Source organism: Bacillus sp. JJ634 (assembly GCF_036962285.1).
GTDB classification, from domain to species: Bacteria; Bacillota; Bacilli; order Bacillales; family DSM-1321; genus Peribacillus; species Peribacillus asahii_A.
Genome location: NZ_JBALMU010000041.1, coordinates 26,980 through 48,608 on the forward strand (window position 1 = coordinate 26,980; position 21,629 = coordinate 48,608).

Here is a 21,629-nt window from a genome sequence, read left to right on the forward strand (position 1 = left end):
GTAACTCCCTTTTTTTAAGATGATATCAAGCATTAATGGATTTCATTTTTAAAAATAGGAGGAAAACGAATGAGGAAAATGAAAGGTGCTTTGTTTGTAGTTTTACTTATGATGGTCTTTACATCAGCTTGTAGCTCTGGCTCTTCATCCTCTGAGCAATCATCTGAAGAAGGAACAATCAAAATTGGTGTGCTTGCTTCCATGACAGGGGCACTTGAATCGTATGGTAAGCAAACAACGAGAGGGTTTGAGCTAGGGCTTGATTATGCAACGGATGGAACGCGAGAAATCGATGGGCGAAAAATTGAATTCATTATAGAAGATACAGAAACGAAAGCAGAAGTAGCGGTACAAAAAGCAACGAAACTACTTGAAGAGGATCAAGTAGATTTTCTAGTGGGCTCATCTAGTTCTGTTGATACGCTAGCTGTTGTACCGCTTGCAGAAGAATATAAAAAAATCTTTGTTGTAGAACCAGCTGTTGCAGATAGTATTACTGGTTCAGAGTTCAATAAATACGTGTTTAGAACAGCGCGAAACTCCTCACAAGATGCTGTAGCAGGAGCAGCAGCGATTGCTAAAAAAGGAGTGAAAATCGCTACGTTTGCACCAGATAACAGCTTCGGGCATGATGGAATAACTGCATTTAAGGAAGCGGCAGAAAAATTGGGAGCAACTATCACTCATGAAGAATTTGCCGATCCGGCTGGAACAGATTTTACTTCCAATATCCAAAAAATTATCAATGCTAAACCAGACTATTTATTTGTTGTGTGGGCGGGTGCTAATTCTCCTTGGAATCAAATCGCTGATATGAAAGTACAAGACAAAGGAATTACCATTTCGACTGGTGCTCCAGATATTGCCGCGTTAAAAACAATGAAGCCATTAGTAGGAATGGAAGGATTTAGCGTATATTATCATGATCTGCCCAACAATGAAGTCAATGATTGGTTAGTAAAAGAGCATAAAGATCGTTTTAATGGTGAGCTTCCTGATTTGTTTACACCAGGCGGGATGAGTGCAGCTATTTCAATTGTCGAAGCTTTGAAGAAAACAGAGAATAGTACGGATTCTGATAAGCTGATTGAGGCTATGGAAGGAATGAGTTTTGAAACACCGAAAGGAACGATGACTTTCCGTAAAGAAGATCATCAAGCCCTTCAAACTCTTTATTCTATTAAACTAGAGAATAAGAAGGGCGTGGATTATCCAGTGCCTGTTTTAATTAGAGAATTAAGCCCTGAAGAAACAGCGCCGCCGATCCGGAATAAGTAAATGTAGTTGTACTCCCCTTACGCCTTTGGACCAGACTGTGAAGGTGTAGGGGAGTTTTTAAATAGAACATCTTAAAAGGATGGTGAGTGAGTGGTGGCGATTCTTGAAACGAAAAATCTAGGCATTACATTTGGAGCACACCAAGCTGTACAGGATGTTAGCTTTTCGGTTGAGAAAAATGAATTTAAATCGATTATTGGTCCAAATGGAGCGGGGAAAACGACCTTGTTCAATCTCTTAAGTGGACAATTGAAGCCAACAAAAGGAGAAATATATCTGAAGGGTCAACAAATCACGAAGCGCTCTGTCGTTGAACGAACACGCTTAGGGATAGGGCGTTCTTTTCAGATTACTAATGTTTTCCCTAATTTAACTGTATTAGAAAATGTAAGATTGGCTGTCCAGTCACAAGCTAAATTGCGCTATCAAGCTTTTACGCATTATCGCAGCTATCAAAAATTTGAAGAAAAAGCGTTACATTGGCTGCATGTAGCTCTACTAGATCATAAAGAAAACACATTAGCCATTAATCTTGCTCATGGAGAGAAACGAAAGCTAGAAATGGCCATGTTGCTTGCACTTGAACCAGAGTTACTCTTATTAGATGAACCGACAGCAGGAATGTCGTTGGAAGATGTACCAGCTATTCTACAAGTGATTAAAAAAATTAAAGAAGAAGGAGATAAAACGATTTTATTGATTGAACACAAAATGGATATGATTATGGATTTGTCTGATCGAATTATGGTGTTATTTAATGGGAAACTTCTCGCGGAAGGAACACCGAGGGAAATTATGGACAATGAAATGGTGCAGTCCGCTTATTTAGGAGGTTTGTACGATGAATTCACTTCTCAGTCTTAAAAATGTTGAAACGTATATTGACCAATATCATATTCTTCAAGATATTTCATTTGAAGTACCAGCTGGAGAAGTAACGGTGCTATTAGGTAGAAATGGAGCGGGCAAGACGACAACTTTACGAACGATTATGGGCTTAAATCCACCGACAAAGGGAGAGGTAGCCTTCAAAGGAGCAATCATGAACGGGTTGCCTCCACATGACATTGCCAATAGAGGGATTGGGTATGTGCCAGAAGACCAAGGAATCTTTGGAGAGTTAACAGTTGAAGAAAATATGAAAGTAGCGATTAAAAAAGAAAGTGATGGTGTGATGGAGAGAATGGAATGGATTCTTAATCTTTTTCCAGACTTGAAAACATTTTGGAAAAAGCCAGGCGGACTGCTAAGCGGCGGGCAAAAGCAAATGCTTTCTATTGCCAGAGCTTATGTCAATGAAACCGAATTGTTGTTGATTGACGAACCAAGTAAAGGCTTAGCACCGATTGTTGTGGAGAAGGTTATGCATTCTATTCAAGAAATGAAGCAAAAAACAACGATTATTCTAGTTGAACAAAACTTTTTGATGGCCAGTCAAATAGGAGACTCTTTTTATATTATTGACGACGGCAGAACGGTATTTAATGGACGGATGCAGCTTCTTCGTGAAGATGAAAGTCTTCGTCGGAAATATTTAGGAATCGCTTAGGGGGCATAATATGGAGCTATTCATTAATTTAACGATTAATGGTCTTGCAACAGGAATGTTAATTTTCCTTCTAGCTGCAGGTTTAACATTAATTTTCGGTTTAATGAGTGTTTTGAATTTTGCTCATGGGGGCCTTTTTGCTTGGGGAGCATATGCCGGTGTCTGGCTGTATCTATTAACAAATAGTTTTATAGCAGGAATAATAGGAGCTATTTTCATGGGTATCATTCTCGGTTTTATAACGGAAAAGTGGATTATTCAGCCTGTGTATGGAAATCATGTTCAGCAAATATTGATTACACTCGGTTTTATGATTGTTCTCTCGGAATTTTTGAAAGTAATCTGGGGACCTAATCAAATTGCTGTTACACCTCCAGCCTATTTAACAGGAAGCTGGGAAATCGGGAATATTTTAATTATTAAATATCGAGCTTTTATTATTGTGGTCGGCCTCCTCATGTACGCCTTGATTTATTATATGTTAAAACATACGAAGATCGGGCTGATTGTACGCGCAGGAGTGATTAATAAAGAAATGGTTCAGTCATTAGGTATTAATATTAAGCGGATTTTTTTATATGTGTTTATGGCTGGAGCGGCTATGGCAGCATTAAGCGGCATGTTGATTGCTCCATATGCGGGAGTGATTCATGGAAATATGGGGATGGAATATGCGATTCTCGCTTTTATCGTCGTTGTCATTGGCGGGATGGGTAATATTACAGGTTCCATCTTAGCAGCTACGCTTGTTGGACTTATTGGTTCCTTTATGGCTTATTATGTTCCTGAGCTTTCGCTAGCCGTTAATATGCTGATTATGGCTGTTGTTTTACTAGTTAGGCCGCAAGGATTGTTTGCGCTAAAGGGGTGATGAGGTGAGAAGGAATAGATTTACTGATAAAGAGTCTCTGCTATTTTTGATTATAGGTCTCGCTTTATTCGTATTTCCATTTATTTATGAAGATCGAAGCATGTTAATCCTTTTTACACAAATTTTTATCTTTGCGATTTTTGCGATGAGCTATGATATTTTACTTGGTTTTACCGGCATTGTTTCTTTTGGGCATGCAATGTTTTTTGGCATTGGAGCTTACTGCGTGAGCGTTATGTTAAAGCATTATGAACCAACGATGCTTCTTGTTACTGGGGCGATTATTTTGGGTGTTTTGTTTTCTCTAATTATCAGTTTTGTTGTAGGGTTGATGACGCTTCGTTTAAAAAGTCATTATTATGCGATGTTGACGCTGGCTCTTGCTGGTCTATTTCTTGTCGCTGCAGAAAAATGGAGGACCCTTACGTACGGAAATGATGGATTTACATTTCGAGTTCCTGAGTTTTTCCATAATCGACTTCACTTTTATCTTGTTTGTCTTGTGCTGATGATCATTGTCTATTTTGGATTAAAACGATTTATTCAGTCTCCATTAGGAAGAATATTGCTAGCTATTAAGGATAATGAACAACGGGCAGAATCGCTTGGCTATCAAGTTTTGCATTATAAAATCATTGCTAGTATCGTAGCTGGCGGAATTGCGAGTTTAAGTGGTTCTTTATATGCTTTATCGCTGCGTTTTGTCAATACGAGTGTATTTACGATGGACATTACGCTTGATGCTTTATTAATGACGATTATTGGTGGAGTGGGTACACTAATCGGCCCTGTTTTAGGGGCGGCTATCATTGAATTGGCTCACCATTGGCTGACAGGACTTGCAAAGGTGCATTGGATTTTTGAGCGTTGGCTTATTTTGTTTGGCGTTGTGTATATCCTTGCAGTAATGTTCTTTCCAAATGGGATTGTCGGTAGTGTCCGAAAACTTGTTGCAAAAAAAGGAAAGAAGGAAGATGTATCGACTTCAGAGAATATAGTGAAGGAGGGGTGAGATGAGCGGGCAAACAATCGTTTCATTTATCTTTCGCTTCCATCTCGCAAATACGGAAACGTTGACAGAAGAGAAGCAGTGGAGGATTAAAGTGACTCATATTCAAGACGATGATGAAATGACCTTCGAAAATCTAGATGATGCCGTAAATTTTGTAAGACAATCTCTAACGAAACGATAAAGAAAAGAAATCGAGGGGTGTATTTAGCAAATAGTAGATGAGGAGATGAAGTGAATGAATAAAGTGGGAGTGGAACTGAAAAGAACGACTTTAGCAAATGGAGAAACATTAGGATACCGTGAAAGGGCAGGCGGAGATAAAGTGTTACTTCTTGTTCATGGAAATATGACCTCTTCTAAGCATTGGGATCTTTTAATCGATGTTATTCCTTCCTCTTATAAAATATTCGCTGTGGATTTACGAGGTTTCGGTCATTCGACGTATATACGTCCAGTTGAAAGTATCAAAGATTTTTCAGATGACCTCAAACTTTTTGTTGATCAGTTACAGCTATCCAAGTTTAGTATGATTGGTTGGTCGACTGGCGGTGCGGTTGCAATGCAGTTTTGTGCGGATTACCCAGGGCTATGCGAGCAATTAATTTTATTAGCCTCTGTTTCAACGAGGGGATATCCAACGTTTGGAAGCCCGGATTTGACGAAGCGACTGCAAACACAGGAAGAAGTCAGAAATGATGCTAAGACAATGGCTGTACAACAAGCATATGATATGAATAATCGGGACTTTTTGAAGTCTGTGTGGAATACTTTAATTTATACAAAGAAGCAGCCTGATGACAAGAAGTATGAGGAATATGTGGACGATATGCTTACACAGCGCAATCTTGCCGAAGTCTATCATACTTTAAATATTTTTAATATAAGTGATCAACATAATGGGTTGCTTCAAGGTAGAAATCAAGTGAAGGATATTCAAATACCTGTCCTTATATTACGAGGAAGTGATGATTTAGTGATTTCTAAACAAATGGCCGATGAAATCATGGAAGATTTTCATGGTCGAGCGGTTTTTAAAGAATTGGCGGCTTGCGGTCATTCTCCATTAATTGATAATCTGGATTTGTTACGTGATGAAATTGTTCAATTTTTAAAAAATAAGGTTCGATAGGCAAAATTTTCAATATTCTCTTTACATGTCTATAAATTTATTTTATAGTGTAATAGAAAAGTTAATATTTTCATACTAGGGGTGTCCAATAAGTTGGGCTGAGAGAGAAACACGATAAAGTTTCTTAACCCTCAGGACCTGATCTGGCTCATACCAGCGTGGGGAAGTTGCTATCTGCTTTTTTTCATGGCTTTGTGCCGTTTAAAAAACTGACTACTACCGGGTTCTGTTTATACAGAGCCCGGTTTTTTCATGCCGCTTGGGAATCAGATTTCGTCCTATAACTAAAGGAGGAATGGATGATGAGTGAACAAAAGAACGTCGTAATGACCAGTTTTCCAGCTAGTAAAAAAGTATTTGTAGAAGGATCACAACCAAGTATAAGAGTTCCTTTCCGTGAGATTCAACAGTCTCCAACTGTGACAGCGCGAGGGGAAGAAGTAAATCAGCCTATCCGTGTCTATGATACGAGCGGTTCTTACACAGATCCACAAGTGGAGATTGATATTGAAAAAGGTCTTCCATCTGTACGGAGCGAATGGATTCGTGATCGTGAAGATACCGAGGAATATATTGGGCGTGAAATCAAGCCTGAGGACAATGGATATAAAAAGATCGATCAAGGAAAAGAATTTGTATTTCCTGGATTAAAAAGAAAGCCGCTTCGCGCAAAAAAAGGAAAAAATGTAACGCAAATGCATTATGCCCGTCAAGGAATCATTACACCTGAAATGGAATATATCGCATTGCGAGAGAATATGGACCCAGAATTTGTTCGTAAAGAAGTAGCGGAAGGGCGAGCGATTATTCCAGCTAATATTAATCATCCAGAAAGTGAACCAATGATTATTGGACGTAATTTTTTAGTGAAAATTAATGCTAATATCGGCAATTCTGCAGTAACTTCGTCAATCGATGAAGAAGTGGAAAAAATGACGTGGGCTATTCGCTGGGGAGCCGACACAATGATGGATCTCTCTACAGGGAAAAATATTCATACAACGCGAGAGTGGATTATTCGCAATTGTCCTGTTCCAGTTGGGACCGTTCCGATTTATCAAGCTCTTGAAAAAGTGAATGGTATTGCTGAAGATTTAACATGGGAAGTGTTCCGAGATACGTTAATTGAACAAGCGGAACAAGGTGTCGATTACTTCACGATTCATGCGGGGGTACGCCTTCCATATATTCCACTAACAGCGAAACGCACGACTGGCATTGTATCTCGCGGCGGCTCGATTATGGCGCAATGGTGTTTAGCGCATCATCAAGAAAGCTTCTTATATACACATTTTGAAGAAATATGTGAAATTATGAAAGCATACGATGTTGCTTTTTCATTAGGAGATGGGCTTCGTCCGGGTTCGATTGCTGATGCGAATGATGATGCCCAATTTGCAGAGCTCGAAACGCTCGGTGAATTAACGAAAATCGCCTGGAAACATGATGTGCAAGTGATGATTGAAGGACCAGGTCATGTACCGATGCATAAAATTAAAGAAAATATGGATAAGCAATTAGATATTTGCATGGAAGCGCCATTCTATACGCTTGGACCATTAACGACTGATATTGCACCAGGCTATGACCATATTACGTCAGCCATTGGCGCAGCGATGATTGCTTCATACGGAACAGCTATGCTTTGCTATGTAACACCGAAAGAACATTTAGGCTTGCCAAATAAAGACGATGTGCGCGATGGGGTTATTACGTATAAAATTGCCGCTCATGCAGCCGATCTTGCCAAAGGACATCCTGGAGCAGAACTTCGTGATAACGCTCTTTCAAAAGCACGATTTGAATTCCGTTGGCGTGATCAATTTAACTTATCACTTGATCCGGAGCGAGCGATGGAATACCATGATGAAACGCTGCCAGCAGAAGGAGCTAAAACTGCTCATTTCTGTTCAATGTGCGGCCCAAAATTTTGCAGCATGAAGATTTCTCATAATATCCGTGATATGGAAATAGATAAAGCGCTAGAAGAGAAAGCGGAGGAGTTCCGTCAGAGTGGTTCAAAGATTTATCAGTAAGAAAACTATTTAAATTATATATGTAAAACGAGACCTTGCAGAGCATAATTTCTGCAAGGTTTTTTGTAAGTAAAGATATATGAATTACAAAATTTAGTGGTATGACTCAAGGTATGGCGAAAATCTAGGGAACAGGACAAGACTTTTTTGGTTGAGGATACAATTTCTAAAGTTTGGGCTGATAGGCAAGCTACCAAAACCAGCTTCAGGCAATAAGTTAGCTGTATAAGCTGCAGGGGGTGAGAAAATGGGTAGACGAATAAAACATACTTCACGTGACGTGGAGGAGTTAGCGAGGCTCATGATGGCGGAAGCAATCGGTGAAGGAGCCCAAGGGATGAACATGGTGGGAACGGTTGTGGCCAATCGGGTCGAGGCTGACTGTGCTCCTGACTTCAAAAGATTGCGTAATATCAGACATGCGATTTATCAAACCATACCTGGAACTGGAATTCCACACTTCGAGCCCGTCTTAAATGGAACATTGTATACACAACGTCCCAAAGAAGCTGACCTCCAGAGGGCTAGGAATTTGCTGCACGGTCATAGGGATCCCCGAGCCAGAATGAATTTGTGGTTTTTTAACCCCAGTCCAGGGAAAAGGCACCGGGCTCCTTGTACCGACACGATGCCAAGATCCCCCATGACGAAGTTCGATTTTGCGCACAGGAATCATTGCTTCTATGTCGCTGTACCGGGCTATTGCAAAGAGTTTTATAGATAAATTAGAAAGGAGCCGATTTTCTCATGACTTGTGGGGACTCTAGTTATTATCCAATGAATTATTATCCTGATTTTTATCCAACTTCCATGATGCGGGGCAGTGGCGCACAACAAGCACAACAACCCGGCGGCATGTCTTCTGGACCCTCGTTTGCCGTCCCAGTGGTTCCAATGGGAACTGGGCAGCAAATTCCGACAGGAGCGATCGAAGAATCATTTATCGAAAATATCCTACGCTTCAACAAAGGTAAGATCGGTACATTCTACTTTACTTACCAAGGTAACAACAAATGGAATTCAATGGTTTACCACGGGCGCGTAGAAACGGCTGGTCGTGACCACATTATCATCAGCGATCCGTCCACCGGTAAACGCTATCTGCTGATGATGGCAAATCTCGACTGGGTAGAGTTCGGGGAACAAATTAACTATCCCCAGGCGGAAATTAATCCGAATGTCCAGGCGTCCCTGACGACATCGGAGTGAGTTTGTAGAACGCTAAAAACCCGTTCCCTTACTTTTTTTGGAAAAGGGAAGGGTTTTTAGTTCTGACTACATACTCTAGTAATAGAACACAGTTGTTGTTTATTTTGCTTTCTTTCCTAGTTTCTAAGGCCAATAACTTTTGGTCTACTAGTGTAAAATGATAGTTGATGCTAATTTTTTGATAACACGCTGCATATGGTGTATCGTTCAGAAGATTCAGGTTTAATTAATGCGCTAAGAAAAGCGGAAATGGAAGAATCGAAATTGTTTATTGTTTGTTTTGATGAAATGAATCTAGCACGATTGGAACATTACTTTTCACAATTTTTATCGATTCTAGAAATGGATCATGGGAAAAGGGTGTTGCGACTCTATAATGATGATTTAGAGAACAGATTATATAATTCTGCTCAATATCCACCAACTATTGTGATTCAAGACAATGTGTTATTCGTTGGAACAGTTAACGTCGATGAATGTATATCTAAAGGTGATTTTTATTGGTTCAATCGTTATTGAATTGAAGTATAGAAAGAAGCATCAGTTTTATTCCGCTCACCCCAGCTATTGACTTAACCGTTTTTCGCGATACGATTTATGAGCTGATTCAAGAACTTATTTTAGACGCAAAGGATGAAGGGATTTTTGTAGACTAGTTGAAAAAACCGCTTCAGGTTATATAGGCTGAAGCGGTTTTACTATGGATATAAGAAAACATTACCTTTGAAGAAACTCCTCTTTTTCTAGTAAAATAAGAAAAACCAAATTTTTCCAGAGGTGTATATGATGAGATTGAAAAAAGCGATGCTAACATTCGGAATCTGCTCTACATTGTTATTGGGGGCTTGTTCAAGTGAGGAAGAAAGTCATGATAATCATCAAGGTCATACGGAACACACAAGTTCAGGTGATATTCGTGAAGAAACGAGTGGGATAGGAGAAATGCCTAAATTTCTAGCAGATAAACCAGAGGATATGCAGACGATCTACGCGGCTGCTGCTAAGCATCAAGAACTATTAGAACAAATCCCTTGTTATTGCGGATGTGGGGAATCGGCTAATCATCAAAACAATTACGACTGCTTTGTATTTGAAAATAAAAAAAGCGGTGCGGTGGTATGGGATGATCATGGAACGAAATGTGGTGTCTGCTTAGAAATTGCTGCTAAGACAGTAATTGATTTTAACAATGGAAAAACGGTAAAAGAAATACGGGAGGCAATTGATCAACAATATGAGAAAGGATATGCGAAGCCAACGGATACGCCGGAAGTATAAATTCCATTGGTAATTTAATGGAAAAATACCTTGAAAAAAATGGGGAAACAATGTAACATAGGTACATCATAAATCGAAAGGGTGACCATAGGACGATGATTAACTAATCCTGTTTTGAAGAATAGATTCGTTGTATAATACGAAGTTATTTTTGAATGGGATTAGTCTGTACTTTTAAAAAATCATCGAAGTTATAGTACATGATGTACTATGTCTTTTTTTATGGTTTTTGACGACCTCCTATCCAAAAATAACGGATGGGAGGTTTTTTGTTTTCTCCCATAATCATTAATAGAAAAGGGGACTGTTATGTCACAATTATTGAAAAATCGATTTGTTCAAGCGATTTTCCTATCCGCTTTGTTTCTTCAAATCGGTATTTGGGTGAGGAATTTTGCGATTTTGTTATTTATTATGGAAAAAACAAATGGAAATGCTTTTGCTGTTTCCATGATCTCTGTTGCTGAATTTGCTCCGATTTTTATTTTTTCTTTTATTGGCGGGACATTTGCTGATCGTTGGCGGCCAAAAAGAACGATGGTATGGTGTGATATATTAAGTGCTATTTCGGTTTTTGCGGTAGTACTCACACTAGTGTTTGGTTCTTGGCAGATTGTCTTTTTTGCTACATTGATTTCGTCGATTTTATCGCAGTTTTCTCAGCCGTCGGGGATGAAACTATTTAAGATGCATTTAAGCCCGGAATTGCTGCAGTCAGCGATGTCGATTTACCAAACGATTTTTGCTGTCTTTATGGTGCTTGGGCCTGTTCTTGGTACAATGATTTTCCAACAATTTGGAATCGTTGTGTCGATGATTGTTACAGGAATAGCCTTTCTTCTTTCTGCAGTGATGCTTCTATTCATTCCAACTGACCATAAAACAGAGGATGAACAGAAAGCTACAACCTTACTTGAAGATATGAAAAGTGGAATTCGTTATGTTCTTGCTAAAAAGGAATTGAAGCTACTTGGAATTTGTTTTATGGCTGCAGGACTTGCAATCGGACTTATTCAACCATTAGCCGTTTTTCTTGTAACAGAACGATTAGAGTTAGCAAAAGAAAATTTACAATGGCTATTAATGGTGAATGGAATCGGAATGATTTTGGGGGGAGCGGCTTCTGTTATATTCTCTAAATCTCTTCTTCCGCAAAAGCTTTTAGTAATCGGGATGCTAGCCAATGCAATTGGTATGAGTGTGATTGGTTTTTCAACAGACCTTACATTAACTCTTGTCGCTGAATTTGTGAACGGATTTTTCCTCCCATGTATTCAAGTCGGCATTAATACGATGATTTTACAAAACACAAAATCAGAATTTATTGGAAGAGTGAACGGTACGTTAAGTCCGCTTTTCTCTGGAGCGATGGTATTAACAATGAGTATTGCTGGTATTTTAAAAGAAATGTTTTCAATTATTATGATTTTTGAAGTAGCAGCGATTCTATTTATTATCGGGCTTTTGTTTATTCTACCAATCTATAACATGCAAGCATCAGAGAATGTTGAAGGAATGTTATCAAAAGAGTAAAATCTTGACTTATTATATGAGTCATGGTAATTTAGTTTCGGATAACAATAGTATTAGACATATTATCTAAACGCCATATTGGTGCTTCCATGTGGAAGAGAATAGGGAAATCGGTAAGACGATGCGGAGCCCGCCACTGTAGTTGAGGAGTCGCTGTCATAGCCACCGGATTATTTCCGGGAAGGGACAGACTGACGTTGAATCAGAGCCAGGAGACCTGCCAGTATTGGATGTTCTGAGATTTGGCAAATTCTCAGCCTATTTAGGCTGGGAATTTTTTTATTGTCTAAAAATTGGAGGGATTAGTATGAATAAGTTAAGTGAAGCAGAAAAAAGCGGAGTCTATAAAGCGATTTTTAATCGAAGAGATATTCGGACCTTTTTACAAACACCGATTCCGGATGAAACATTATATAAACTATTAGAAGCGGCTCACAGTGGCCCATCAGTTGGATTTATGCAGCCATGGAATTTTATCATTATCAAAGATGACGAAACAAAGAAAAAACTAGCTGCCATCGTTGAAAAAGAACGACGTGCGCTTGCGATTCATTATGAAGGAACGGATCGCGAGTTAACCTTTTTAGATTTGAAAATTGCCGGAATTCTTGAAGCACCTGTCACCATTTGTGTGACATGCAACCCATTCAGTGCCGGTGACCATGTATTAGGAAGAAACTCAATCCCTGAAACGGATTTAATGTCCACAAGCTGTGCCATCCAAAACATGTGGCTTGCTGCTTATGCAGAAGGACTAGCAATGGGCTGGGTAAGCTTTTATAAAAAAGCCGATGTCCGAACGATTTTAGGTATTCCCTATCATGTGGATCCAGTCGCTTTACTTTCCGTTGGTTATACGGAAAATTATCCAGATCGACCTTTGCTAGAGATTTATAATTGGGAGAAACGACAACAATTGGATGGATTGATTTTTGAGGGGGAGTGGGGAGGTCGCTCTAAATAAGTCAATGACTATGTACTTTGTAAATAGATAAGTGTATTTATAATGATATTAGTTGAAAGTTTAAGAGGGGAATCCTGTTGACTTTGAATAACTATTGCTTTTAAAAAATTGCGAACCTCCATCGATGTAGGGTATACAGGGGGGGTTCGCGAATATCTTTCTTTATAAAACAACCATACCAACTTATCCAGACTACGGCATAGCATCCTCCTTAGTTAGAGGGTGAGGATTGAAACTGATAAGTCTGTACAAAAATCCCGTCCCCCTCCAACCATTCAGCGATAAAAACATCTTTATAATCTGAAATATTTTGTGATGAGAGTTGCACCTTTAACCAATATTCATCAAATCCTAAATCTTTTAGTTCATCCCACAGTACTTCCCCATCACGAATGAGCGTAACAGGAACGTAAACAGGCGTCCCTAAAAGATTGAAATCCTGCAATGTTGTTTTCTGATATTGTGGTTTTTTTAAAATGCTAATAGAACCGTTCGCCTCTAAATAACAAAAGGCAACTTCTCGAATCGAAAAGGTTTCGCTTTGCCGAAGTAAGCTTTGCAACTGATTGATATTCATGCGATTTTTCCTCAGCTCTGCTCGGTCGATGACCCCATTTTTAATAAGAGCAGATGGTTTTCCTTCAAAAAGGCCGCGAAACCATAAGGATTTTTGTCCAAGATATTCGACTATAAAGAGCAAAATTCCCCATAATACCATGGAGTATATAACATAAAGAATCCCAATTTGATGATCGTATAAGGCGTTGCCTAGTAATTCTCCTAATACTATAGCGGCAATAAAAGTGAAAGGTGTAATTTGATTAATAATTTTCTTGCCAACGAATTTGATGATTATAAAAAGCAGAAAAAATCCCGCAATCAGTTCTATTGTTAAATGCATGATTTTCATGCTATACATACTCCGATCTTTAAACATGATGATAACATTCCTATTTATCTCCAAATCGTAGCTGTTATAATACGAACTTTTTGTAAAAAAAAACCACAAAAAGGGTATTATTATATGAATTTTCAAAATAGTCATGCTAATATAAAAGTATATTTCAAATATTTGGGAGAGGGGTGCTCGTATGAACATACAAGATTCGATTGCCATTGTAACAGGGGGAGCTTCCGGCCTTGGGAAGGCAACGGTACAACATATTGTGGAAAAAGGCGGAAAGGCCGTCATTCTTGATCTTTTTGAAGAGAATGGTGCGCAACTTGCTAAGCAATATGGAGAGTCCGTTTTGTTTGTGAAAACCGATGTAACGAAGGAAGAGGACGTTCAAAGAGCTATCGATCAAGCCATTCAGCGATTTGGTCAGATTAATACTGTTGTCAATTGTGCGGGAATTGCTATTGCAAAAAAGGTTTTAAGCCGTCGAGGGATTCATGAATTGGAAGCGTTCTCAAAAGTGATTTCTGTTAATTTAATTGGCACGTTTAATGTGATTCGTTTAGCTGCAGAGAAAATGGCTCAAAATGAAGCAAATGAATCAGGAGAAAGAGGGGTTATTATTAACACCGCTTCAGTTGCCGCTTTTGAAGGTCAAATTGGACAAGTTGCATACAGTGCTTCAAAAGGTGGAGTCGCTGGGATGACGCTGCCGCTTGCCCGTGAATTTGCTTCAAATGGCATTCGTGTCGTATCGATTGCTCCAGGCTTATTCCATACACCGATGGTTGATGCACTGCCGGAAGAAGCGATGATTGCTTTAGGAAAAATGGTACCATTCCCAGCTCGTCTTGGTTATCCAGAAGAATATGCGAAATTAGCAGAAAGCATTATAACGAATCCAATGCTGAACGGGGAAACGATTCGTTTAGATGGCGCGATTCGCATGCAGCCGTAAACAAAATAATGATGATGTTGCCTAGAGGGGGACTGACAGTTGAAGCATCCATATTTAACAGATGATCATGTTATTTTTCGACAATCATTGCGTAAGTTTTTAGAAAAAGAGGCTGTTCCTTTTTATGAACAATGGGAAGAAGATCGAATCATTCCACGTTCATTTTGGAAAAAGCTTGGGGAACAAGGATTTTTAGCTCCAGATTTACCAGAAGAGTATGGTGGTTCAGATGTGGATTGGGGCTTTTCTGTTGTGGTCAATGAAGAGCTTGAACGAGTTGGTTCGAGTTTAATTGGCGTAGGTTTGCATAACGATATCGTCGTTCCGTATATTTCTGCTTATGGAACTAGAGCACAAAAATCGCGTTGGCTGCCAAAATGTACGACAGGAGAATGTATTACTGCGATTGCGATGACGGAACCGGGAGCAGGATCGGATCTTGCCAGTATTAAAACAACAGCTGTCTTAGATGGCAATCATTATATTGTGAACGGGCAAAAAACATTTATTACAAATGGAATTCATGCAGATTTAGTGATTGTCGCTTGTAAAACCGATCCAAACGCAGTTCCTAAGCATAAAGGGGTTAGCTTATTAGCGATTGAAAGGGATACGCCAGGTTTTTCAAGAGGCAGAAAATTAAACAAAGTTGGTCTACATAGTCAAGATACAGCAGAGTTGATCTTTGAAGATTGTCGTGTGCCAAAAGAAAATCTAATTGGTGTAGAGGGCAAAGGTTTTACTTATTTAATGGAGAAATTGCAACAAGAGCGACTTGTTGTTGCAATTTGTGCGCAAGCAGCATCAGAGGATATGCTTCAAGAGACGATTGAATATGTGAAAAGTCGCGAAGCGTTTGGAAAGTCCATTAGCAAGTTTCAAAATACCCAATTTAAAATCGCTGAAATGGCAACAGAAATTAAAATGGGAAGAGCCTTTCTCGACCAATTAATCGCAAAGCATATCGCTGGTGAACATGTAGTAACCGAGGTATCTATGGCTAAATGGAAATTAACAGAGATGGCTCGAAACATTTCAACTGCCTGTATGCAGCTTCACGGTGGATATGGATATATGGAAGAATACAAGATTGCTAGACGCTATCGAGATATTCCTGTAGCCAGTATCTATGCCGGTACAAATGAAATTATGAAAACAATCATTGCCAAAAATCTAGGGTTGTAACCGTTTAGAGGAGGAAGTAGGATGCGTGAAGTGGTCATTGTTGAAGGAATACGTACACCAGTTGGAAGAAGAAATGGGGTTTTTAGAGATATTCGTCCAGATGATTTAGCCGCAGAAGTGTTGAAGAAGTTAGTGGAGAAGACAGGCATTGATGCAGCGATAATCGATGATGTCATTCTCGGTTGTGTCTCACAAGCAGGAGAGCAAGCGGGTGATATTGCGCGCGTTGCTTCGTTAATTGCGGGATATCCGATTGAAGTTCCAGGTGTAACGCTGGACCGCCAATGCGGATCTAGTCAACAAGCTGTTCACTTTGCCGCTCAAGCGATTCTTGCTGGCGATATGGATGTAATAGTTGCAGGCGGAGTAGAAAATATGTCGCGCGTACCAATCGGTTCGAACTACCAAGGTACTAAACCAAGTCAAAAATATTTAGACAAGTATGAAGTGATTCATCAAGGGCTTTCTGCGGAGCGGATTGCTGAGAAATGGGGAATCACTCGTGAAGAATGTGACCAATTATCTGTAGAAAGTCATGAGCGCGCTCTTCGTGCACAACGTGAAGGATATTTTGAACGAGAAATCATCCCGATTGTTGGAAGTGATAAAGAAGGAAATCTAACCGAAGTGAGGGAAGATTCCGGTCCACGACCAGGAACGACGCTTGAAGTGTTATCGGGGTTAAAAACGGTGTTTAAAGAAGATGGTGTTATTCATGCGGGAAATTCAAGCCAAATTAGTGATGGTGCAGCTGCGTTACTTTTAATGGAACGAAAGAAAGCAGAGGAGCTTGGCCTAAAGCCTCGTTTTAAAGTACACACTCGCGTTGTTGTTGGTTCAGATCCAACCCTGATGTTAACGGGTCCGATTCCAGCAACTCAGAAGGTATTAGAGAAATCAGGACTTTCCATAGACGATATCGATGTGTTTGAAGTGAATGAAGCATTTGCGCCCGTTGTGTTAGCTTGGTTAAAAGAAACAGGAGCAGATTCGAAGAAGGTAAATCCAAATGGTGGAGCGATTGCACTTTGTCATCCACTTGGCGGAAGCGGTGCTCGTTTAATGGTGACGCTTATGCATGAACTAGAACGTACAGGTGGAAGATATGGGCTGCAAACAATGTGTGAAGGCCACGGTATGGCGAATGCAACGATTATTGAAAGACTAGATTGATCATTTATTTATATTGAAGGAGGGAAAAAGATATGTCCAAAACGATTAGCGAGATTTTCGAAAAGACAGTAAACACATTCCCTAACAAAGAAGCACTATACGATGTCAGAAGAAATAGACGCTTCACCTTCAAAGAATGGAACAATCAAGTAGATGCCTTAGCCAGAGCTTTAAAGAATGAAGGAGTGAAAAAGGGAGATAGGGTGTCAACGTATCTTTATAATAATGAAGAGTTAGCAACCGCTTTCTTTGCTTGTGCTAAAATTGGAGCGGTATTTAATCCAATTAATTTTCGTCTAATGGCTGAGGAAGTTGCTTATATTCTACAAGATGCCGAGCCAAAAGTAGTCTTATTTGAACAACCGTTAGCATCAGTTGTTTCCGCATTAGAAGAGCGTTTTCCAACAGTAGCATTTTGGTATATTGACGAAGATACTCCGTCTTATGCAGCCAATTATCATGAAAAACTATCATTAGCCCCTAAGCTAGTGCTAGATGAAACAGTAACAGAAGACGATTGGTATGCGATTATGTATACGAGTGGAACGACTGGAAGACCAAAAGGAGTTGTTCATCTTCATAAAGAGATGGTTATCCAAAGCGATATTTTATCGAAGGCACAAAAATTAGATAGTGATGATGTAGGCTTAATTACAGCTCCAATGTTTCATTGTGCTGAACTGCATTGTGCTTTTTTGCCGAGAATTCAGGCCGGAGCTAAAAATGTCATTTTACATCAATTTAAGCCAAACACGGTATTAGAGTTGGTTGAAAAAGAAAAAATTTCAAAGCTTTTTGCCGCTCCAACGATGTGGAATATGCTGCTTCAGGAAGAGTTATCAAAGTATGATTTACGCAGCTTGAAAATAGGTTTATATGGCGCAGCTCCAATGGCACCAACGCTTGTACTCGCTTGCCAAGAAAAGTTAGGTATCCAGCTTGTTCAAGCATATGGAATGACCGAAATGGGACCGGCCATTACATTGCTGCTCGAAGATGACCAAGTAAGAAAGGCGGGGGCAGCAGGTCAAGTCTGTTCTGAGCATGAACTGATTATTGTGCGTCCAAATGAAGATGGTCCTTCGGATCCTGATGACCGACTCCCTCCAGGAGAAACCGGTGAAATTCTAGTGAAGGGTCCTTGTATGATGAAGGAATATTTTCAACGGGAAGAAGCAACCGAAAAAGCGCTTTATAAAGGGTGGTATCATTCCGGTGATATTGGCTATTTAGATGAAGAAGGTTTCTTATATGTCAAAGACCGCGTGGACGATATGATTATTTCAGGTGGCGAAAATGTTTATCCGCGTGAAGTAGAAGATACACTATATGAACATAGCGATGTCCTTGATTGTGCGGTCATTGGACTACCTGATGAGCACTATGGAGAAACGGTTGTGGCCTTTGTTGTGGCTAAAAATTCATCTTTAACCGATAGCGAATTAGAAAATTGGTGTAAAAATAGCGATACGTTAGCTAATTATAAGCGACCACGTAAATATATTTTCCGTGATGCTCTACCGCGGAATGCGAGCGGGAAAATTCAAAAGTTTGTGCTTCGGAAGCAATTAGATGAACGGTTTGCTGAATAGAATCATAATTAGTTAACTAGACGAGGGGGACTCAATAGGTCGTTACATAACGACGTTTTTGAGTCGCTCTCATTTCTGTTTTCCTATTGGAAAAATTCCACGTTTAAATTTGTATAAATCATACGGAAGATTAACGTATTTGCCTCCTGATTTTTGTATAAAACATCCATAGTTATAAATGGTAAAAGAGGATAAATTTTATTTATGATATATAAGATTTATTTTTAAAAAAGAGAGAGGTGATGTAAGGAGTGGTTTTTCAATCAGATAGAGTAGGACAAATTCCGCCTTACTTATTTGCAGAAATAAATAAGAAAAAAGCGGCAATGATTAAATCGGGAGTTGATGTCATCGATTTAGGAATAGGAGACCCTGATCTTTCTACACCAGAACATATAGTAGACAAGCTGATTGAAGAAATGCGGAATCCTTCGAATTTTAAATATCCTAGTTTTATAGGGTGTGAGGAATTTAGGCAAGCTGTGGCTAACTTTTATGAACGTCAGTATGGTGTAAGGCTTGACCCTGATACGGAGGTTCTTACACTCATCGGTTCTAAAGAGGGAATTGCTCATATAGTTCCTGCCTTAATTGACCCAGGTGATACGGTTCTTATTCCGGATCCTAGCTACCCTGTGTATAGAATGGCAACACATCTTGCTAATGGTCACTCTTATAGTATGCCATTGAAACCAGAAAACAATTTTGAACCAGATTTTAGTTCTATTCCAAAGGAAATTCTTAGATGCTCAAAACTTATGTTTTTAAATTATCCCGGTAATCCTACTGCGGCTACTGTTGATAAACAATTTTTTGATCGTGCTGTTTCATTTGCTTATGAACATCAAATTCCAATCGCCCATGATTCAGCTTATAATATGGTCACTTTTGATGTCTATAAAGCACCTAGTATTTTGCAAGTAGATGGGGCAAAAGATATTGCGGTAGAATTTGGTTCTCTTTCAAAGTCCTATAATATGACAGGGTGGCGCATTGGTTATGTTGTAGGCAATAAAGATATTATTAAATCTTTATCGATACTTAAAAGTAATGTAGATACAGGGCAATTTACTCCGATTCAAAAAGCTGCTGCATTTGCTTTAAATAGTGGTGATCAGAGCTGTATTACAAAACATAATCAAATATACAAAGAACGCATGAAGGCTATGCTAGACGGACTGGCGACCATCGGAGTATATGTAAATCCACCAAATGGAAGTTTTTTTATTTGGGCACCAGTTCCTGAAGGATATACTTCAACTGAATTTGTAACAAACGTAATGGAAAAGACAGGTGTGATTTTTACTCCAGGTAATGCATTTGGTCCTGCTGGAGAGGGATATTTTCGAGTGTCTTTATCTGTTCCGACTCAACGTCTTTATGAGGCCATAGAAAGAATTAAACAAAAACTTGGAGTCAAAATGGTTTAATAGAATAGCCAAAATTCAGTAAGAGGAGGATGGAAAATGAAAAGATTTTTAAATTTTATCAATGGTGAATGGAGCGAATCGTCATCAGGCAGAGCTATTTCTGTTACGAACCCAGCAAATGGAGAGATTCTTGGAGAAGTTGTTCAATCTACAAAAGAAGATGTCGATCGTGCCGTTCAAGCTGCTAAAGTTGCCCAAAAATCATGGCGTTTAGTTCCAGCTCCTGAGCGTGCTGAAGTTCTATATAAGGTTGCTACTTTATTAAGAGAAAGAAAAGAAGAGTTAGCGCAGATTTTGACAAGTGAAATGGGAAAAGTGATTGATGAAGCACGAGGGGAAGTCCAAGAAGCGATCGACATGGCTTATTATATGGCGGGGGAAGGTCGACGTCTTTTGGGCGATACAGTTCCATCTGAGCTTCGTAAGAAATTTGCGATGAGTGTTCGTGTACCAATCGGAATTGCTGGATTAATAACGCCATGGAATTTTCCAATTGCGATTGCTTCTTGGAAATCGCTACCTGCACTTGTTTCAGGTAATGCGATTGTTTGGAAACCAGCAACTGAAACGCCAGCGGTTGCACAAGGTTTTGTCCGTATTTATGAAGAAGCTGGTCTACCAAACGGTCTTATTAATCTTGTAAATGGTTCTGGTAGTGAAGTAGGAAATGCTATGGTTGAACATCCGGATATCGATCTTATTTCTTTTACGGGATCTAATGAAGTTGGTAAGCAAATTAATGAGCGTGCGGGGGCATTGTTAAAAAGAACATCTCTTGAGATGGGAGGAAAAAACGCAGTAACTGTTTTAGAGGATGCTGACCTTGATCTTGCAGTAGATGGAATATTATGGGGGGCGTTTGGAACAAGCGGTCAAAGATGTACGGCTACCAGTCGTGTTATTGTTCATGAAAGCGTCAAGGAAGAATTAGAAAGCAAATTGTTGAAACGCATTGAGGAATTAAAGATTGGGGATGGTCTTGATGAAACAGTAAAAGTAGGTCCGGTTATTAATCGTTCCTCCCTTGAACGAATTGATGAATATGTGAAAATAGGGGTGAACGAAGGAGCTAAACTTCTTGCTGGTGGATATATTGTAACGGAAAATGGCTTAGATAGAGGGAACTTCTATGCTCCAACAATTTTTACAAATGTGAAACCAAATATGAGAATTGCAAAAGAAGAAATTTTTGGACCAGTCGTTTCTATTATTGAAGTGAAAAGTTTAGAAGAAGCTATTGAAGTGAATAACAGTGTAGAATTTGGTTTATCGAGCGCTATTTTCACTGCAGATGTTAATCGTGCTTTCCAAGCTATGAATGACCTAGATACAGGAATTGTGTATATCAATGCAGGAACAACAGGAGCTGAAATTCATCTTCCCTTTGGTGGAACAAAAGGAACAGGTAACGGTCATCGTGATTCTGGTGTGGCCTCATTAGATGTATATACAGAATGGAAATCCATTTATGTGGATTACAGTGGCAAATTACAGAGAGCGCAAATCGATAACTATTAATACTTTATGAATATAG

At 39.3% G+C, this 21,629-nt stretch carries 21 protein-coding genes and 2 riboswitches; of the genes, 20 read left to right on the forward strand and 1 reads right to left on the reverse strand.

The genetic code is table 11. The features are described from left to right. The first annotated feature begins 69 nt into the window (after positions 1–69). The 14 genes from V7068_RS07800 (at position 70) to bluB (ending at position 12,859) form a co-directional block, all read left to right on the forward strand. A complete protein-coding gene (locus tag V7068_RS07800; protein WP_499712028.1) occupies positions 70–1,278 on the forward strand; it encodes a substrate-binding domain-containing protein in 1,209 nt (402 codons plus the stop codon). Positions 1,279–1,368: 90 nt separating this feature from the next. Further along, a complete protein-coding gene (locus V7068_RS07805) occupies positions 1,369–2,142 on the forward strand; it encodes an ABC transporter ATP-binding protein (RefSeq protein ID WP_252294933.1) in 774 nt (257 codons plus the stop codon). Beyond that, positions 2,120–2,827: an ABC transporter ATP-binding protein gene (locus V7068_RS07810; protein ID WP_499712030.1), complete on the forward strand. Its 708-nt coding sequence runs from the start codon at positions 2,120–2,122 to the stop codon at positions 2,825–2,827. Before V7068_RS07805 ends, V7068_RS07810 begins: the two co-directional genes overlap by 23 nt. A 10-nt stretch (positions 2,828–2,837) precedes the next feature. Further along, positions 2,838–3,698, forward strand: coding sequence for a branched-chain amino acid ABC transporter permease (locus V7068_RS07815; protein ID WP_499712032.1), 861 nt, complete (start codon positions 2,838–2,840; stop codon positions 3,696–3,698). A gap of 4 nt (positions 3,699–3,702) precedes the next feature. After that, positions 3,703–4,710 carry a branched-chain amino acid ABC transporter permease gene (locus tag V7068_RS07820; RefSeq protein ID WP_499712034.1) on the forward strand — a complete coding sequence of 336 codons (1,008 nt, stop codon included), beginning with the start codon at positions 3,703–3,705 and terminating at the stop codon, positions 4,708–4,710. A gap of 1 nt (position 4,711) precedes the next feature. Next, the gene (locus V7068_RS07825) at positions 4,712–4,891 is read left to right on the forward strand and encodes a hypothetical protein (protein WP_127760080.1); all 180 of its coding nucleotides are present in this window, start codon (positions 4,712–4,714) and stop codon (positions 4,889–4,891) included. Positions 4,892–4,945: 54 nt separating this feature from the next. Continuing rightward, a complete protein-coding gene (phaZ, locus tag V7068_RS07830; protein ID WP_499712036.1) occupies positions 4,946–5,839 on the forward strand; it encodes an intracellular short-chain-length polyhydroxyalkanoate depolymerase in 894 nt (297 codons plus the stop codon). A 67-nt stretch (positions 5,840–5,906) separates the two neighbouring features. Next, positions 5,907–6,021, forward strand: a riboswitch (TPP riboswitch). Between the two features lie 120 nt (positions 6,022–6,141). Then, positions 6,142–7,875: a phosphomethylpyrimidine synthase ThiC gene (gene thiC, locus V7068_RS07835; RefSeq protein WP_499712038.1), complete on the forward strand. Its 1,734-nt coding sequence runs from the start codon at positions 6,142–6,144 to the stop codon at positions 7,873–7,875. A 304-nt stretch (positions 7,876–8,179) separates the two neighbouring features. Beyond that, positions 8,180–8,599 (forward strand): cell wall hydrolase, encoded by a 420-nt coding sequence (locus V7068_RS07840; RefSeq protein WP_499712090.1) that lies wholly within the window; start codon positions 8,180–8,182, stop codon positions 8,597–8,599. A 23-nt stretch (positions 8,600–8,622) separates the two neighbouring features. Continuing rightward, positions 8,623–9,084 (forward strand): spore coat protein GerQ, encoded by a 462-nt coding sequence (gene gerQ, locus V7068_RS07845; protein ID WP_499712040.1) that lies wholly within the window; start codon positions 8,623–8,625, stop codon positions 9,082–9,084. Between the two features lie 195 nt (positions 9,085–9,279). Continuing rightward, positions 9,280–9,603 carry a hypothetical protein gene (locus V7068_RS07850; protein ID WP_499712041.1) on the forward strand — a complete coding sequence of 108 codons (324 nt, stop codon included), beginning with the start codon at positions 9,280–9,282 and terminating at the stop codon, positions 9,601–9,603. Between the two features lie 267 nt (positions 9,604–9,870). Beyond that, positions 9,871–10,362, forward strand: a complete 492-nt coding sequence (locus V7068_RS07855; protein WP_499712092.1) for a PCYCGC motif-containing (lipo)protein — start codon at positions 9,871–9,873, stop codon at positions 10,360–10,362. A 309-nt stretch (positions 10,363–10,671) separates the two neighbouring features. Continuing rightward, a complete protein-coding gene (locus tag V7068_RS07860) occupies positions 10,672–11,895 on the forward strand; it encodes an MFS transporter (RefSeq protein WP_499712043.1) in 1,224 nt (407 codons plus the stop codon). Between the two features lie 62 nt (positions 11,896–11,957). Next, positions 11,958–12,134, forward strand: a riboswitch (cobalamin riboswitch). Positions 12,135–12,202: 68 nt separating this feature from the next. After that, on the forward strand, positions 12,203–12,859 hold the full coding sequence (gene bluB, locus V7068_RS07865) for a 5,6-dimethylbenzimidazole synthase (RefSeq protein WP_499712045.1): 657 nt from the start codon (positions 12,203–12,205) through the stop codon (positions 12,857–12,859). Positions 12,860–13,070: 211 nt separating this feature from the next. Here bluB and V7068_RS07870 read toward each other — a convergent pair whose 3' ends face one another. Then, positions 13,071–13,769, reverse strand: a complete 699-nt coding sequence (locus V7068_RS07870; protein WP_499712094.1) for a DUF421 domain-containing protein — start codon at positions 13,767–13,769, stop codon at positions 13,071–13,073. A gap of 181 nt (positions 13,770–13,950) precedes the next feature. Here V7068_RS07870 and V7068_RS07875 point away from each other — a divergent pair, with 181 nt between their 5' ends. From V7068_RS07875 to V7068_RS07900, 6 genes are all read left to right on the forward strand, one after another. Then, positions 13,951–14,715 (forward strand): 3-hydroxyacyl-CoA dehydrogenase, encoded by a 765-nt coding sequence (locus V7068_RS07875; protein WP_499712047.1) that lies wholly within the window; start codon positions 13,951–13,953, stop codon positions 14,713–14,715. A gap of 39 nt (positions 14,716–14,754) precedes the next feature. Next, positions 14,755–15,900 carry an acyl-CoA dehydrogenase family protein gene (locus V7068_RS07880; RefSeq protein ID WP_127760097.1) on the forward strand — a complete coding sequence of 382 codons (1,146 nt, stop codon included), beginning with the start codon at positions 14,755–14,757 and terminating at the stop codon, positions 15,898–15,900. A 21-nt stretch (positions 15,901–15,921) separates the two neighbouring features. After that, entirely contained in the window at positions 15,922–17,073 is a 1,152-nt protein-coding gene (locus tag V7068_RS07885) for a thiolase family protein (protein ID WP_499712049.1), read from the forward strand. Between the two features lie 32 nt (positions 17,074–17,105). Further along, positions 17,106–18,665, forward strand: a complete 1,560-nt coding sequence (locus V7068_RS07890; RefSeq protein WP_499712051.1) for a fatty acid--CoA ligase — start codon at positions 17,106–17,108, stop codon at positions 18,663–18,665. Between the two features lie 251 nt (positions 18,666–18,916). Next, positions 18,917–20,095: an LL-diaminopimelate aminotransferase gene (locus tag V7068_RS07895; protein ID WP_499712053.1), complete on the forward strand. Its 1,179-nt coding sequence runs from the start codon at positions 18,917–18,919 to the stop codon at positions 20,093–20,095. A gap of 36 nt (positions 20,096–20,131) precedes the next feature. Further along, positions 20,132–21,613 (forward strand): aldehyde dehydrogenase family protein, encoded by a 1,482-nt coding sequence (locus tag V7068_RS07900; RefSeq protein ID WP_499712055.1) that lies wholly within the window; start codon positions 20,132–20,134, stop codon positions 21,611–21,613. Positions 21,614–21,629: the final 16 nt, after the last annotated feature.